Annotated in this window: 15 protein-coding genes; 9 read left to right on the top strand and 6 right to left on the bottom strand. The window is 47.7% G+C overall.

Features of this window, described 5'->3' with window-relative positions:
- The first annotated feature begins 218 nt into the window (after positions 1-218).
- From ACQKD4_RS11530 to ACQKD4_RS11520, 3 genes are read left to right on the top strand one after another with little or no spacing between them, the layout of a single operon-like run.
- Positions 219-956 (top strand): (Fe-S)-binding protein, encoded by a 738-nt coding sequence (locus ACQKD4_RS11530; RefSeq protein ID WP_337874243.1) that lies wholly within the window; start codon positions 219-221, stop codon positions 954-956.
- A 2-nt stretch (positions 957-958) separates the two neighbouring features.
- Positions 959-2,359, top strand: coding sequence for a LutB/LldF family L-lactate oxidation iron-sulfur protein (locus tag ACQKD4_RS11525; RefSeq protein ID WP_427373503.1), 1,401 nt, complete (start codon positions 959-961; stop codon positions 2,357-2,359).
- Positions 2,359-3,051: a LutC/YkgG family protein gene (locus tag ACQKD4_RS11520; RefSeq protein ID WP_427373430.1), complete on the top strand. Its 693-nt coding sequence runs from the start codon at positions 2,359-2,361 to the stop codon at positions 3,049-3,051. Before ACQKD4_RS11525 ends, ACQKD4_RS11520 begins: the two co-directional genes overlap by 1 nt.
- Before the next feature lie 36 nt (positions 3,052-3,087).
- On the opposite strand, the gene ACQKD4_RS11515 is transcribed toward ACQKD4_RS11520, so the two are convergent.
- Together ACQKD4_RS11515 and ACQKD4_RS11510 are read right to left on the bottom strand one after the other, a co-directional pair.
- Positions 3,088-4,119: a DUF4097 family beta strand repeat-containing protein gene (locus ACQKD4_RS11515; RefSeq protein WP_274665405.1), complete on the bottom strand. Its 1,032-nt coding sequence runs from the start codon at positions 4,117-4,119 to the stop codon at positions 3,088-3,090.
- Positions 4,116-4,436 (bottom strand): PadR family transcriptional regulator, encoded by a 321-nt coding sequence (locus ACQKD4_RS11510; protein WP_074034162.1) that lies wholly within the window; start codon positions 4,434-4,436, stop codon positions 4,116-4,118. Before ACQKD4_RS11510 ends, ACQKD4_RS11515 begins: the two co-directional genes overlap by 4 nt.
- 189 nt (positions 4,437-4,625) lie before the next feature.
- On the opposite strand from ACQKD4_RS11510, the gene ACQKD4_RS11505 reads away from it, so the two are divergent.
- Positions 4,626-6,581: an ATP-binding protein gene (locus ACQKD4_RS11505; RefSeq protein ID WP_337874245.1), complete on the top strand. Its 1,956-nt coding sequence runs from the start codon at positions 4,626-4,628 to the stop codon at positions 6,579-6,581.
- 33 nt (positions 6,582-6,614) lie between these two features.
- Here the strand turns inward: ACQKD4_RS11505 and ACQKD4_RS11500 are convergent, their stop codons facing one another.
- A complete protein-coding gene (locus ACQKD4_RS11500; RefSeq protein ID WP_214695826.1) occupies positions 6,615-7,412 on the bottom strand; it encodes a glucose 1-dehydrogenase in 798 nt (265 codons plus the stop codon).
- Positions 7,413-7,601: 189 nt separating this feature from the next.
- Here ACQKD4_RS11500 and ACQKD4_RS11495 point away from each other — a divergent pair, with 189 nt between their 5' ends.
- Positions 7,602-8,924, top strand: a complete 1,323-nt coding sequence (locus ACQKD4_RS11495; protein WP_214695824.1) for a hemolysin family protein — start codon at positions 7,602-7,604, stop codon at positions 8,922-8,924.
- 199 nt (positions 8,925-9,123) lie between these two features.
- Positions 9,124-10,116 carry a 5'-3' exonuclease gene (locus tag ACQKD4_RS11490; RefSeq protein ID WP_074034157.1) on the top strand — a complete coding sequence of 331 codons (993 nt, stop codon included), beginning with the start codon at positions 9,124-9,126 and terminating at the stop codon, positions 10,114-10,116.
- 13 nt (positions 10,117-10,129) lie between these two features.
- On the opposite strand, the gene ACQKD4_RS11485 is transcribed toward ACQKD4_RS11490, so the two are convergent.
- Complete coding sequence (locus tag ACQKD4_RS11485) at positions 10,130-10,933, bottom strand: VOC family protein (protein ID WP_427373429.1); 804 nt, start codon at positions 10,931-10,933, stop codon at positions 10,130-10,132.
- A 106-nt stretch (positions 10,934-11,039) separates the two neighbouring features.
- On the opposite strand from ACQKD4_RS11485, the gene ACQKD4_RS11480 reads away from it, so the two are divergent.
- Together ACQKD4_RS11480 and ACQKD4_RS11475 are read left to right on the top strand one after the other, a co-directional pair.
- Positions 11,040-11,366: a winged helix-turn-helix transcriptional regulator gene (locus ACQKD4_RS11480; RefSeq protein WP_214790236.1), complete on the top strand. Its 327-nt coding sequence runs from the start codon at positions 11,040-11,042 to the stop codon at positions 11,364-11,366.
- 63 nt (positions 11,367-11,429) lie between these two features.
- Positions 11,430-12,437 carry a S66 family peptidase gene (locus ACQKD4_RS11475; RefSeq protein ID WP_427373428.1) on the top strand — a complete coding sequence of 336 codons (1,008 nt, stop codon included), beginning with the start codon at positions 11,430-11,432 and terminating at the stop codon, positions 12,435-12,437.
- A 4-nt stretch (positions 12,438-12,441) separates the two neighbouring features.
- Here the strand turns inward: ACQKD4_RS11475 and ACQKD4_RS11470 are convergent, their stop codons facing one another.
- Positions 12,442-13,632 carry a helix-turn-helix domain-containing protein gene (locus tag ACQKD4_RS11470; protein WP_427373427.1) on the bottom strand — a complete coding sequence of 397 codons (1,191 nt, stop codon included), beginning with the start codon at positions 13,630-13,632 and terminating at the stop codon, positions 12,442-12,444.
- 110 nt (positions 13,633-13,742) lie between these two features.
- Here ACQKD4_RS11470 and ACQKD4_RS11465 point away from each other — a divergent pair, with 110 nt between their 5' ends.
- Positions 13,743-14,996, top strand: coding sequence for an MFS transporter (locus tag ACQKD4_RS11465; protein WP_427373426.1), 1,254 nt, complete (start codon positions 13,743-13,745; stop codon positions 14,994-14,996).
- Between the two features lie 21 nt (positions 14,997-15,017).
- On the opposite strand, the gene ACQKD4_RS11460 is transcribed toward ACQKD4_RS11465, so the two are convergent.
- Positions 15,018-15,314, bottom strand: a complete 297-nt coding sequence (locus tag ACQKD4_RS11460; RefSeq protein ID WP_427373425.1) for a DUF3817 domain-containing protein — start codon at positions 15,312-15,314, stop codon at positions 15,018-15,020.
- Positions 15,315-15,374: the final 60 nt, after the last annotated feature.

Below are 15,374 nucleotides of genomic sequence, written 5' to 3'. Positions count from 1 at the left end.
AGATCTTCGTCATATGACGAGGGTCTTTTTCTGTTATACGTTCTTCCTTCCTGTTTTATATCAGAAAAGAGATGAATATCTGTTCAGTGAGATACATTATCAATTAGACAGGATTTTACAAATAAATCAGTTTTTCTCCCCATTTTTCTGTCACTTTTCTACGTATTATGAAATAATGACGGTGAAATCGCTATCATGAGAAGAAAGAAGGAATGGCTATGCCGAATGTAGCTTTATTCGTCACTTGTTTATCTGATACGTTGTTTCCATCCGTCGGACAAGCGACAGTCGAACTGCTCGAACATTTAGGGTGTGAGGTGACCTTCCCTTTTGAACAGACGTGTTGTGGGCAACCTGCTTATAACAGCGGCTATCATGAGGAAACGAAAAAGATTGCCAAGCATATGATTGAAACGTTCGAACAAGCAGATGCGGAATATATCGTCGGACCATCGGGATCATGTGTCATGATGATGCGCGACTATCCGCATTTGTTCCAAGGTGATCCGGTATGGGGTCCTCGGGCAGAGGCACATGCCGCCAAAACGTTTGAGCTGACGCAGTTCATCGTCGATGTGCTCGAAGTCACTGATGTCGGCGCCAAATTCTCCGCCAAAGCGACCTATCATGCGTCTTGTCATATGACCCGCCTTCTCGGAATTGAAGCGGCGCCTGGAAAGTTGCTAGGAAACGTCGATGGCTTGACGATGGTCCCCCTCGCGAACGTACATAACTGTTGCGGGTTCGGAGGGACGTTCTCTGTCAAGATGCCGGACGTTTCGGTGCAGATGGTGGATGAGAAAGTCGAATCGATTTTACAGTCCGGTGCAGACATTTTGATCGGGGCGGATGCATCGTGTCTGATGAACATCGGCGGACGCCTTCATAAACAAGGACATCCGATTAAAGTGATGCATATTGCCGAAGTCTTGAACGAAGGAGTGAAGCAAGCATGAGCATGGGGATTCGGTTAGATGAGAAGTTTCAGGACCGTCGGAAGGACGGGATTGAGGATGCGTTCATGCGGCAAGCCGTCAGTTCAGCTCAAAACCGGCTGCGGGATGGACGGTTGGATGCTGCGCGTGAACTCGGAGACTGGGAAGCGTTCCGCGACCACTCGGAAGAGATTCGTCAACACGTGCTCGAGCATCTCGACTATTACTTGTATCAATTGAGCGAGAATGTCTCAAAACGAGGTGGGAGCGTCTTCTTCGCAGAGACGCCAGAAGAAGCGAACCGTTACATTCGGGAAGTCGTTCGTTCGAAACAAGCCAAACATGTCGTGAAATCAAAATCGATGGTCACAGAAGAGATTGGATTAAACGAGGCGCTCCAGGAAGAAGGATGTACCGTCGTCGAGTCCGACCTTGGGGAATGGATTTTGCAACTCGACGAAGACCCACCGTCTCATATCGTCGCCCCTGCCCTTCACAAAGACCGCAACGCTGTCCATGAGACGTTCACCGCTCACGGCTATGCCGGTTCAAACGATCCGACCGAACTCGGGCGCTATGCACGACAAGAACTACGAAAAGACTTTTTAAAGGCAGAAGTCGGCATCACCGGCTGTAATTTTGCCATTGCGGAGAGTGGAGCCGTCGGGCTTGTGACCAATGAAGGGAACGGGCGCATGGTGACGTCACTTCCTGACACGGTCATTTCTGTCATGGGGATGGAACGGGTTGTCCCTTCTTATGAAGAGTTCGAAGTACTCGTCAATATGCTTTGTCGAAGCGCGGTCGGCCAACGCCTCACGTCATACATCACGACATTCGCAGGGACGCGTGCGGTCGGTGAAGTCGATGGTCCTGAAGAATTCCACCTTGTCATCGTCGACAATAAGCGTTCTGGCATTCTCGGTACACAGTTCCAATCGGTCCTGCAATGCATACGTTGTGCGGCCTGTATCAACGTCTGCCCTGTCTATCGTCACATCGGCGGTCATGCGTACGGTTCAATCTATCCTGGTCCGATTGGTGCCGTCTTAGCCCCACTGCTAGATGGTTACGAGAACTATAAAGAACTTCCTTATGCGTCGAGTCTTTGTGGTGCCTGTACAGAGGCATGCCCCGTGAAGATTCCGTTACACGAGCTGTTGATTGAGCACCGCCGCGTCATCGTAGAGGAAAAGAAACAATCACCTTTCGTGGAACGGATTGCGATGAAGGGATTTGCCGTCACAGCATCAAGTCCGTTCTTATTCGAAGCAGCGGAACATGTCGCACCGTTTGCGACATCACCGTTCGCCACATCCGGTCAGATCGAAAAAGGACTGCCGGCTTGGACGGACTCGAAAGACTTGCCTCAACCGAATAAACAAACTGTCCGAGATTGGTTCAAGAAACGGGGGAACGCCTGATGAATCCTGGTACAATCACAAACCGTGAAGACTTTTTACAACGCATCGCCAAACAGCTCGGGCGTGAGGTCGACCTCACCCCACCGAAACGCGAGTACAAACATCGCCCACAAGACGACGTGTTAAAAGATGCGAGCGAAGAAGAGCTACTCGAGACGTTTCGCATGGTCGCGACACGAATCCATACCGATTTGGTGGAATGTGAATCTGCGAATCTCGATGATACGCTCCGTCTCTTGATTGAACGTTACGAAGGAACACGGCTCCTCGCGGAAAACGATGACCGAATTTCCGCTTGGGCTCCCTCCACGAGTGAGACGTTCGCATGGTGGGATTCGACAAAGCCGGACACGAGCCGAGAGCTCGCCGCACGTGCCGACATCGGCATCACGATAGCAGATGCAGCGTTTGCGGAAAGTGCAACAATCGTCCAATATGCGAAGCCTGGAAAATCACGGACAATCAGTCTGTTACCGCAAGACCATATTGCGATTATCCCGAAATCTGTCCTTGTTCCACGTATGACGCAAACGGCACAACAGCTTGCCGCACTCGATCGAGATGGTCTCCATTCCCCGAACGGTGTCAATTTCATCTCCGGTCCGTCGAACTCAGCCGACATCGAAATGAATCTGATTGTCGGTGTTCATGGTCCTGTTCGAGTCGCCTATGTGTTGGTACATGATTTATAAGTATAGCCCCTCCATCGATCGATGGAGGGGCTACGTTTATCCTGATACCGTGACGCTCCCATTTGAGCTTGTTAATTTCACTTCAATAGATCCTTCACCGAACACGCACTCTTTCGACCGTTCTCCGAACACATTGACTTTTCCATTCCGTGACTTCGCCCGAATCGTCACATCTTCCGGACGTTCATCGACGTGCAAGTCAATCTTTCCGTTGTTGGTCTTCAAACGAATCGGTGCTTGAATCGATTGAACGAGGCAGTCAATCCGGCCGTTCGAAGTCTTGGCATCAATGGCTCCTGTGACGTGATCAACATCGATTCGACCGTTCGAGGAATGGATGTTGATGCGCTCTAGCTGAGAGTGCTTCGCTTCAACACGACCGTTTGAGGAATGAAGCTCCCAATCGTGACCATGACAGTCTGATGCGAGCACTTTCCCGTTCGATGTGCGAAGTTCGCCATGACGTGCTTGAATGTGATGTGCGATGATTCGCCCATTCTCGCTCTCTACGAGTAAACGTTCCGCTTGAAGATTTTGTACATCACTCGAACCGTGACGATTCTTCAATTGAATTTGATGATAGGCATGATGAGGTAGCTCGACCCGAAGGACCGGTGCTTTTGACCCAAACCACGAAAACAAATCAGACAGACCGAAACGACGTTCGGATTCAATCCGGATTTCTAACGTGTCCCCGACGATATCCATGACTACCCCATGGTCGGTCTCTGTTTCAAGTGTCGCGTACGCATACCCATCTTGTGATGGTGTCACGAACACCTGCGCATGTTGAACTTGAATGAGGACGCTTTGGAAAGCGACGGTCGAACTTTTGACAACTGCAGGCGGTCGTGTCGACTCCGCTACTTCAAAATCGACAGAGGCAAGTAGTTCCGATGCGAGCACGCTCGGTTCCCCTAACTCGCGCGCCATCTCTTCATCACTTCTTCCTTCTAATCGACCGCTCGTGAAGTACTCAGACACATCTCGTAAAATATCGAGGCGATCTTTCACCTTCACGTTCATCAATAATTGCTCAAGCTCTGACAAATACTGTTCTTCATTCATCTGTCGTCTCCCCCTCGGATTAAGTCATTGACGCCGTTCGTGAATACATCCCATTCCGTTCGTAACTCAGCCAAATGTGTTCGCCCTTGTTCCGTGATCTGATAATACTTCCTTGGAGGCCCTTCCCCGGACTCCATTAAATACGTTGTGAAATAGCCCTCTGTCGTCAATCGACGTAACAACGGATAGACGGCACCTTCTGAAATCGCTACTTTGGCCGAAATCGCTTGGACGAGTTCATAGCCGTAGCGGTCTTGTTCCGCTACAAGCGCCAGTACACATAGGTTGAGTACGCCCTTCTTGAATTGAGGATTCATGATCCCACCCCCTACTATACATAGAACAATAGCACATCATTTACTACTATTCAATATATAATAGCTGCCATTCCCCTGATTTCTCAATATCTAGCTTATGAGGAGGTGAATCTGTACAATAAAAGAACGACACTCGTAGGATATTTGTCACAGTCGGAATGTTCATCATTCTAGGAAGGAACGGTCTTTATGAAGTCATGGATTGACCAACGGATCGGAAGACAGTTTTTATTTGTCTTCTACTTATTCATCGGACTGATCCTCCTCACGTCGCTTGCCGTATACGTGTATACGGAAAACCAAATCGAACAGACGACGTCATCGCTCGAAAACATCAGTGAACGGCGCACGAATGCGACCGAATTGTTTGAGACATGGCAGTCGATGCAATATGAAATGCGCGGCTACGTACTCCTCGGAGACGATGCGATGCTAGAGCGCGTACAAGATAAACAAGTTTTAATTGACGAACAGACGACTTGGTTCGAACAGAACGCCGTAACCGATAAGGAAAAAACGTATGCGAGCGATGCCCGTACGCTGTTTGTTGCTTATCAAGAACGCGTCATGCCGAGCCTTGAACGTTATGTAGAAGGAAAGCGGAACGGAAGCGTAACCGAACCCTTTTTAAAAATGCCGACGCTCGGGAAAGTAAACCCTCAAAAAGAGCCGCCGGCAGACCGTAAATTTAAAATCAACTCGAAAAGTGCCGCAGATATGAGCGCGAGCATCGTCGATATGGAGAGCGTCTTCACGGAATATCGGAACTCACTGAACGCAGAAGAGGATGCGCTCCGTGCTCAACTTGCGACACATACGAAATGGGCACAAGCTCTCTGGCTCCTTTCCTTACTCGGAGTCCTATTCATTCTCTTCATCGTCGCTCGACCTTACGTCAGACGCTTAACGGGTCAACTTCAGGAGTTGATTGAGAACAGTAAGCGTCTTGCCGGAGAGAAGCAGCCGGTCACGCCGGTCACCGTTCAATCTAAAAACGAAGTCGGTCAACTGACAACCTCATTTCGTCAGATGGCTTCGTCACTTACGACACAACGTCATCGAATTGAGGAAGAGCGTGAGAAGACAGCGCGTCTCCTTCACTCCATCCGCGATGCCGTCATCTATGTCGAGCACGCAACCAGCGAAAAAGTGGCCAACCAAGCACTCTTCGTCTTGTTTAACCAACCCATCACAAAGCGAAACGAAGTCGACTTATACCGTTTAGACGCCAGCCTCGAAGAACTTGGACTGCAGGTCGACCAAAAGGATGACTTTTTCGCGTTCATGGAGCGGTCGTTTGATGGACAGTGTAAAGAAGAGAGCGTCACGTTTTCGATGAATCAGGAAGAACGCTTTATTCAAATGTATGCGGAGAAGATTTACTTGAGAGGTACACGCCACGGGACGATGCTCGTCTTCCGTGATGTCACGCATGAGACTGAGGTCGACCGTTTGAAAACTGAACTCGTTTCGACTGTCTCCCATGAACTTCGTACCCCACTCACGAGTATCATCGGATTCACCGAGCTTCTCCGTTTCCGAAAACTTTCAGCCGAACGTTCCGAAAAATATTTAGGGATGATTCATCAAGAGACATTGCGTCTCGAAGATTTGATTTCCAACTTGCTCGATGTCCAACGGATGGAATCAGGACAACAGACGTATCATAACGAATTCGAGCGCCTGTCCGACATCCTGAAACAGGCTATCGCGGTGCATCAAGGAGCAAGTCAACATCATCATATTTCGTTTGATTGTCAGGAAGATCTTTACGTATATGGAGACCGAACGCGACTTAATCAACTCTTCATGAATCTACTCCATAATGCTGTGAAGTATTCTCCTCATGGTGGAGACATCCATGTCCGTGTCGCATGTGAGCGACCTGATTGGATTGATATTTCGATTGAAGACCATGGAATCGGGATCCCTCAAACCGCGCTGTCGAAGTTGTTTGACAAGTTTTATCGCGTCGACAATTCCGCCAGCCGCAAAATCGGAGGCACCGGTCTGGGTCTCGCGATTTGTAAAGAGATTGCAGAAGGTCATGGGGGCACAATTCATGCTACGTCGAGCATCGGTAAAGGCTCTATTTTTACTGTCAGTCTTCCAAAAAAGGATGTATCGAATCAAATGAGTAGTTAAACAACAAGAGGGTGCGTTTGCGCACCCTCTTGTTTACTGTACTTTATTTTCTGGACCAAATGATGGATAAAGTGATAGTCCACCATCCGCAAAGATTGTTGTCCCTGTGACATATGACGATTCATCCGACGCGAGCCAAGCGGCAACGGCGGCGATTTGTTCCGGTTTCCCGATGACGTGAGATGGGATGAGTGCCTCTAACCCTTTCTTCTCTTCTGGGTCGCTCATCGTCTCTTCGTTGATTGGCGTATCGATTGCCCCTGGTGCGATCGCATTCACACGAATGTGATTCGGTGCATATTCGAGAGCGACTGATTTCGTGAACATTTTTACGCCGCCCTTACTTGCTGCGTAATGTGTATAACCAGGACGTGGAATGACTTCGTGAACAGAAGACATGTTGATGATATTGCCTTCGATTTTGTTCTCAACGAAGTACTTCAAGGCAGCACGGACACCAAGGAACGTTCCGTTCAAGTTGACGTCGATAATCTTCTTCCAATTGTCGAATTCCATCTCATGTGTTTTCGCCTCGACTTGAACGCCCGCGTTATTCACGAAAATATCCATTTTCCCGAACTCAGCAATGGCTTTTTCGATCATCTTCTCCGCGAGTCCTTCTTCCGAGACGTCCCCTTTTACGGCGACGGCTTTCCCACCACCTGCCTCGATGCCACGGATGACTTCTTCCATCTCTTTTTCACTACTACGATAGTTCAGGACGACGTTCATCCCTTCTTTCGCATAACGCTCACCGATTGCTCGACCGAGACCTTTCGAGCTTCCCGTGATGACCGCGACTTTTCCTTTTAATTCTGGATAGTTTGCCATGTGAACTCCTCCTTCATCTTCTCGTTTTTAGTTCCCACATTCCCCTCTTCATCAAACATGATTGGCTGCATTTTGAATATTTGAAACAAATCAACTATACTGAAACAAACTATTCGTTTTCAGGAACTGCCTGAAAGACGTTTGATCTTATACTCAATGGAGGTGACTCCCCGATTTTTGGGGGAATTGTTGGACAGTCCCATGTTACTCAGCTTACTCATCGTTGCGCTCTTAATCTTTTTGACTGCCTTTTTCGTGGCAGCCGAATTTTCAATTGTGAAAGTGCGTGGCGCTCGACTCGACCAGCTCGTGCTTGAAGGAAACAAGAAAGCGGTCAGCGCAAAAAAAGTCATCGAGAATATCGATGACTCCCTTTCTGCATCTCAGTTCGGGATTACACTTTCTGCACTCGGGCTCGGGTGGATTGGTGCCGACCAAATCGAAACATATATCCACACGTTGGTCGACCAGCTAAACTTATCGCCATCTCTCGTGACATTCTTGTCGTTCCTGATCGCATTCTTACTCATTGCGTTCCTGCACGTCGTCATTGGAGAACTTGTGCCGAAAACACTTGCGGTCCATGAAGCCGAAAAGTTGACGCTCCTTGTCGCACGCCCACTCTACGTGTTCACGAAAATCTTCTACCCGTTCATTCGTGCCTTGAACAGTATGGCACGTCTCACCCTCCGCTTATTTGGGGTGCAGACGACGGCTCAGGAGACGGCACACTCAGAAGAAGAGCTGAAAATCATCATGACGGAAAGTTTCCGTAGTGGTGAAATCAACGAAAACGAGTTGGCATATGTACAAAACATCTTCTCGTTTGACGAACGAATCGCCAAGGATGCCATGGTTCCACGTATGAACATGGTCACAATCGATGAAGAAGATACGATTGAAGAGATCATTTCAGTTGTCGAAGAGCACCAGTATACGCGTTATCCGGTCACACGAGATGGCGACCGTGACGACGTGCTCGGATTTGTGAATGCAAAACAACTCTTCACTGCTCAACTTTCAAAAAATGACGCACCGTTCGAGTCGTTCATTCATCAATTGCCACTCGTCACCGAGTTCACGCCGCTTCAAGAAGCGATGGTAAAGATGCAAAACGCGCAGACGATGATGTGCTTAGTCATCGATGAGTACGGGGGTACTGCCGGCCTCTTAACGATTGAAGACATCCTAGAAGAAATCGTTGGTGAGATTCGCGACGAGTTCGACCGAGATGAACAAGCAGAAATTACTGAAATTGCTCCGAAACACTACCGTCTCTCCGGACTTGTGTTAACACAAGAACTTGAGGAACGGTTTGGGATCGAAATCGAAGATGATGTCGATACGGTCGGCGGATTTGTCTTATCGCAAAAAGCGAATGCTCGGACGGGCGAACGCTTCCTCTTACCTGGCGACCATGAATTGATTGTCAGTGAAGTCGATAACCATCGAATCGTCTTCGTCGACCTGATTTTAGCTTCACATGAAGAGGAAGAGCCTCTCTCAGAATAAGGTTTCTGTCAAACCCTTCTCCTTGATTTGGAGAAGGGTTTTTCATGTGTGAACCGAACTGTCGCTATATTTTCGCCTCTTGCCGTGATATACTGCACATATGTTGCTTATTTGAGTGTCACGCACTCAATGACACAACATCACCGAAACATGGCGAGATGTTCGGTTTAAACAGAAAGAAATAGAAAGAAGGTTACGCATGGAACGCAAACTATTTTTGATTGACGGTAACTCCATGCTGGCCAGTGCTTATTATGGTGCCGCCGCGAGCCGAACGAAAAAAGGACGCGAGGTATCCAAAAACGATCGGAGTGCCGTCATCGGAATGACCGGCCTCATCCGGACGATTCTACGTAGACATCGTCCGACTCACTTTGTCGTCGTCTGGGACGTCTCACGTGAAACATTATGGCGTCGAGAACTCTACCCGGGCTATAAACGCCGCAGACGTCAAACACCGCCTGAATTGAAAGCACAGATGGAACTCATGCGCCAACTGCTTGAGGATAGTGGAATTCCACAATTCCAAGTAGAAGGCTATGAAGGGGAAGATTTAATCGCCCACATCGCACGTAAATTCAGTTGCAGTGCACCTGTGGTCATCATGACAAAAGACAAAGACTTGTTACAGCTTGTCAGTCCACGAATCACCGTTTGGTTGCAAACACAGGAGCTTCAGCAAATGCAAGCTCGCTGTGATATTCGTGATAACCGTCCGTTACCGCTCAAACGTCATTTAGAAATTCGACCAGAAGAGATTGCGGCGTTATACGAAGGATTGAAACCGAAACAGCTGTCAGCCGTTAAAGCGTTGACGGGAGACCGTTCAGACGGAATTCCGCCTGTTGCGGGACTTGACGAAAACCAATCGGTCCAACTGATCAAACGATTCGGTTCGCTCGATAAGCTGTATTCTGCCTTGAGTATCAAAGGTGATAAACGACAACAAGTAAATGAAACGATCGCGGCACTGACGTCAGAGGAGGTGCCCCGTAACTTGAGACGAACACGCAAAAAAGCAGAGCGCAACATGGAGCTCGTTCGTCTTGATGTCACGGTGCCGGCACTTGACCATTTGAAGTTGGCTCATCTCGAGCTCAGCCTCAACCCGAAGCGAGTCGAGCAAGCGTATCAAAAACGCGGACTTCGTCTCTCCTTCAACGCAGGTCAGAAGAAAACATCCGCACGTTAAAAAGAACGGCCGCTCATGCGCCCGTTCTTTTTATATGCACGGTAATTCCATCTTCATCCGTCAACGTCCATTCAGACGATGTTCCACCTAACGCCTGGTTTGTCTCTTCGTTGACAAGAAGTGTCCACGCTTCGAGTCCTGCTTCGACTCCTAGAGCTTCACTCGGACGTGCCCACACGTTCGTGCCGATGTGATGATGATACCCGTCTGCCGCTAAGAACAGTGCCCCCGGATAAGAATCCGTTGTAATGGAAAACCCGAGTCGGTCATGGTAGAAGCGTTTTGCTGCTTCGATCGACCGGACTTTAAAATGCACATGTCCCATCGTCGTTCCGACCGGTAAACCAGTGAATGGTCGATTCACTGCAGCTTGAAGCATCGATTCATAATCGACTGGTTCAGTCGCCATCTTCACATGCCCGTTCGCTTCATAGCTCCATTGTTCCTTCGGACGATCGGCATATAGCTCGATCCCGTTCCCTTCTGGGTCACTCAAATAGAACGCTTCACTCACTAAATGATCGCCTTGCCCGACTTCAATGCGTTGTTCGATAAGATGCGCCAAGATGCTTCCTAACGCTACACGATCCGGTAATAGAATCGCTAAATGAAACAACCCTGCCGCTCGCGGATTCGTCTTCGCCTGCGGAACATGGTGCAAGATGACGAGCGAACGCTCTTTCGTTCCGAGCGTGGCAAGCTCTTCGGTTTCTTCAAGGACACTCATCCCAATCACGTCTACATAAAATTGTTTCATCTGTTCGATGTCACGGACGCGTAGCGTCACCGGTCCTAGTTCAATATTTTCGATTTTCATATACAATCACCTCACCTTCACTATACCCGCTCGGCTCACATTGCAGAAGTAGGCACAAAAAGGTGGTATAGTTACTTCAACGATACTAATGGAAAGGAAGAACGATGTGACCAAGATAACAAGCTGCGAAGTCGATACGGCACTCGAACTGATTACAGGAAAATGGAAGCACTCCATCCTCCTCGTCCTGATCAATGGGGATACGTTACGCTTCAGTGAGTTGAAACGAGCGTTACCAAAAATCAGTCAAAAGATACTGACCGCACAACTCCGTGATTTAGAAGAACAAGATATCGTCATCCGGACCGTCTATCCAGAAGTCCCTCCCCGTGTCGATTATCGCTTAAGCGAGTATGGGAAAACACTGATCCCGATTCTCGAAGCGATGAACGAATGGGGAATGCGTCACGCGGAACGGATGCGCTCCAACTAGTTGTCCACATGTGGATAACCGTTTTAACCGATTTCATTTATCACTTATCCACAGGAGGTCGTCATGATTCGTTATCCACAGTTCACCGGTCATCAAATCGGGGTCACCGCTCCCTCATCCGGTATACCAACAGAACTACACCATTTATTGCATCAAGCGGAACATAAGTTTTCTGATCGAGGGTTCACGTTGCAATTTACTCCAAATGCGTGGAAACAACAATTCGGGAAGTCCTCCCCGGCTCGCGTACGAGTAAATGAATTGACCAATCTCCTTCAAAACGACACTGTCGACTTGATCATTCCGCCTTGGGGCGGAGAACTTTTAATGGAGATCCTCGACCAAATCGAGTGGCAATCCTTACCCGCAAAATGGATGCTCGGTTATTCAGATACGAGTTTGTTGCTCTTCGTCTATACATTAAAAACCGGAATCGCCTCGGCCCATGGTCCAAACCTGGTCGATTTACGTGCGGATATTTGGGATGAGACGAGTTCACGCTGGTTAGATGTATTGTCGACGCGGGTCGACGAGACGGTCATCCAACGCTCGTCTGAGAAGTTTCAAAAGGAATGGCAGCATGAAAATCCGACGCCACACCTGTTTCATTTGAGTGAAACAACGGAATGGAAAGCGATTGGGGGTCAACACGCGACAGGTCGATTGCTTGGTGGATGTCTCGATGTGCTCTTACATACAATCGGGACACCGTATGGCGACGTCAGGACATTCCAACACGATTACCTGAATGATGAACCGATTCTTTGGTATTTTGAGAATGCCGAGATGAACGTCCCCGCATTAAAAAGGACCCTCCTTCAAATGAAGTGGGCCGGTTGGTTCGATCAGACGTCTGGTATTCTGTTTGGACGAAGTGATGCCCCATCTGTGCATCAAGACTATACTACTGAGATGGTGTATGAGGAGCTCCACCACATGTTAGAGGTTCCTATCTTTTTCGATATCGATTTCGGACACGTTCCGCCGCAGATGACGCTCGTCAATGGGGCCCACGCTTCCGTCCAAGTCGAGCATGGTCAAGGGACATTGATTCAAACGTTCAAGGGCTGATGCGTCAGCCCTTGATTTGTTGTAGTAATAATTCTAAACGTTTGCGAAACAGTCCTTGCGGGAATTTCGCTACTTGTTCTTCGATGACCGATACCCAGTCGTCTCCGCATCCGTTCAATGTTCCCCTTAATAACCCTTCGTAGTAAATCGCGATATCGACTAAACTATGTGCTTTCCACTCGTCTCTGTTTTCCCATAGTGCCAATAAACACTCTCTTCCTTTTTCCGATTCCCCTCGAAAAGCGTAGTACACACCTTTCGCCATCGAAATCGCCGCAATGAACGGCTCAACCTCTGTCGTGAGTGATTCCATCAACTTGACGTTTTCCCCTAACAGATCAATATGTCGATATTCCATCGCATAGAGCGCTTCGGAAAGTGCCACTTTGATTTCTGCCAAGCGGTCTTCCGTGAATTGAATGTATTGCTTCGCCTTTTGTAAAGACTCACGAACATGCTTTTCATCGTTCAAATAGAGCGCACAAATCGAAATGGTGCGATACACGTCGTCCGCACGGTAGTAGATTCTTGTTCGTTTCATATACTCGAGCACGTCTTCAAGCTGTCGAATCGAATCTTCCAAATCCTCGTCACAAAGAAGGTTTTTAAATACAATCAACATGACGTACTCAGTTCTCGTTTTCGTTTTCATGTATTTCGCATCAAGAAGTTCGATCGCGTCAATCCGTTCAAGCGATTCTTCAAATCGGTTCCACATCAATAAATAATAAGCCTGGCTAATTCGTCCCATTGCCAATTCATCAGATTCACCTAGCTTCTCAAAAATTTCAATGGCACGATCGTAGTAGTTCAATACCTTCTCATTTTCTCCTTCTTGAAAGTACGTATCCCCATACAACATGTATGCTTTACCTTGCCACACGGAGTTCATTTCTTCTTTTAAGTATGGGGAAAGCATCTGTCGTATTTCTTGATCTGGCCGCGAAACGAGTGTCATTTCTTCATATTCTAACTGCTCGACCATCGTCTGTAATTCAGCTTCTTTCGGGTCAGTCAATAACTGCTGCATCGAGACATCTAACCGACTTGCGAGTTCTCGTAAGCTACGCATCGATGCCTCCGCTTTCCCATTTTCAATCATACTGAGCATCGATTTCGTGACGATCCCTTCCGCCAACTGCGTTTGGGTCATTTTCTTCTGTTTTCGTAACGTTTTAATTCGTTCACCAATCATATGCCACCTCTATAAGTTAAATTATATTGAACTTTATGTTTACATTTCACTCGATTGCCTTTATGATAATGTTAAATCACATTTAACTAATTTGCAAAGGAGTGTTCTCTATGAAATTCTTATCTTCCAATTTATCGATTTTATTACTCGGTAAATTCATGTCACTGTTCGCATCCAACTTATTTACGTTCGTAGCAGGATTAACGGTGTTGACGACGACTGGATCTGGATTACAATTCGCATTTGTCTTACTGGCAGGCACATTGCCACGCGTTCTTTTGTCACCATTTGCCGGCGCTTATGCGGACAAACTTGACCGAAAACGAGTCATCATCAAGATGGAGTCTTTGAATGGAGGACTGTTTTTACTCGCAGGGATTGCAAGTTTGCTTTGGACGTTCGAAGCACCTGCCTTTTATGTCATCACATTCTTCCTATCCATCGTCTCTACCTTCTTATCGGTCACGCTATCGAGTTCGATCCCACTTCTATTCGAAGAGGAAGAGCTTCAACGTGCCAACTCCCTCATTCAGAGCATCATCTCCATCTCAAGTATCGGCACTCCGCTTCTTGCCGGAGCACTGTTTAAACTCATACCGATTCCAGCTTTTTTATTCAGCTCAGCCCTATTCTTCATGATTGCCGCCTTGCTTGCTTCTCGACTCACATTTCATCAGAAAGAGATTGCTCCAACCGAACAATCCACCTGGGAAGATGTACGGTCCGGTCTCTCTTATTTGAAGCAGCAACGAGTTTTATGGACAGTCGCCGTTCTAGCTGCCTTCTTGAACTTCTTTTTCGTCGCGACAGAAGTGTTGTTCCCGATAGCCGCTTTACAAGAGGTCGGCGTGTCTCCGTTTCAGTTTGGACTACTTGAAAGCATGGTTGCCATTGGATTCTTAATCGCTTCTTTACTTCACGCCTTGCCACTATTCAAAATCAAACATCGTCTGTCGACCATGCGATCTGCACTGACCATACTCAGTGTTCTATTTGTCGGCCCTGCCATTCCATTATATTTGAACTTCAACGTCCTCACTTCGATTTTCTTTTTCGCAATGTTCGCCTTATTGAGTGGTTTCTTTATCGTACGTGTCAACGTTCCGATTCAATTGCTTTTACAAACGAATACGGATCCGAATTATTTAGGTCGCGTGATTGGGGTACTCGAGTCACTTGCGATGGGTATCACGCCAATCGGTTTTATTCTATTCGGGGTATTGAGTGATCTTGTACCAGTCGCACATCTATACACTGCATGTATGATTGGCCTACTCCTATGTACCTGCACACTCACATATCGGATTCGCCATGACATCCAAGCGGAACGGTCAGCAGCTCAGTCAATTGAACGAGTATCCTAACAAAAAAAGACATCGAACGAATCAGTTCGATGTCTTCTCTGTTGACGCGAGTACCCGTTTTTCTAATAAAAATGGTCCGAATGGGATGACCGATGCCATGACGGCAAGCGTCAGAACTTTGAAGCCCCAACGGAAGCGCCACGCCATGTAGACGGCTGCGAGCACATAAGCCACAAACAAGAAACCATGTGCAGCGCCGACGATGCTGACCGCGAGTGGAATACCCGCCATATACTTCAATGGCATCGCGATAAACAGTAACAACAAGAAGGACACACCTTCTGTGTAGCCAAGCCATTTAAAATGAGTCGTAGTCATATGCGTTCTCCTTTATCTCTGTAGGCTATATCTATCGTAGCCGAAACATGAGAGGTTTGT

Origin of the sequence: Exiguobacterium sp. NPDC077395, from assembly GCF_050269125.1 — a bacterium.
In the GTDB taxonomy this organism is placed as follows: Bacteria; Bacillota; Bacilli; order Exiguobacteriales; family Exiguobacteriaceae; genus Exiguobacterium; species Exiguobacterium aestuarii_A.
Note: the sequence above shows the minus strand (reverse complement) of the source record. Positions and strands in the feature narration are given on the sequence as shown.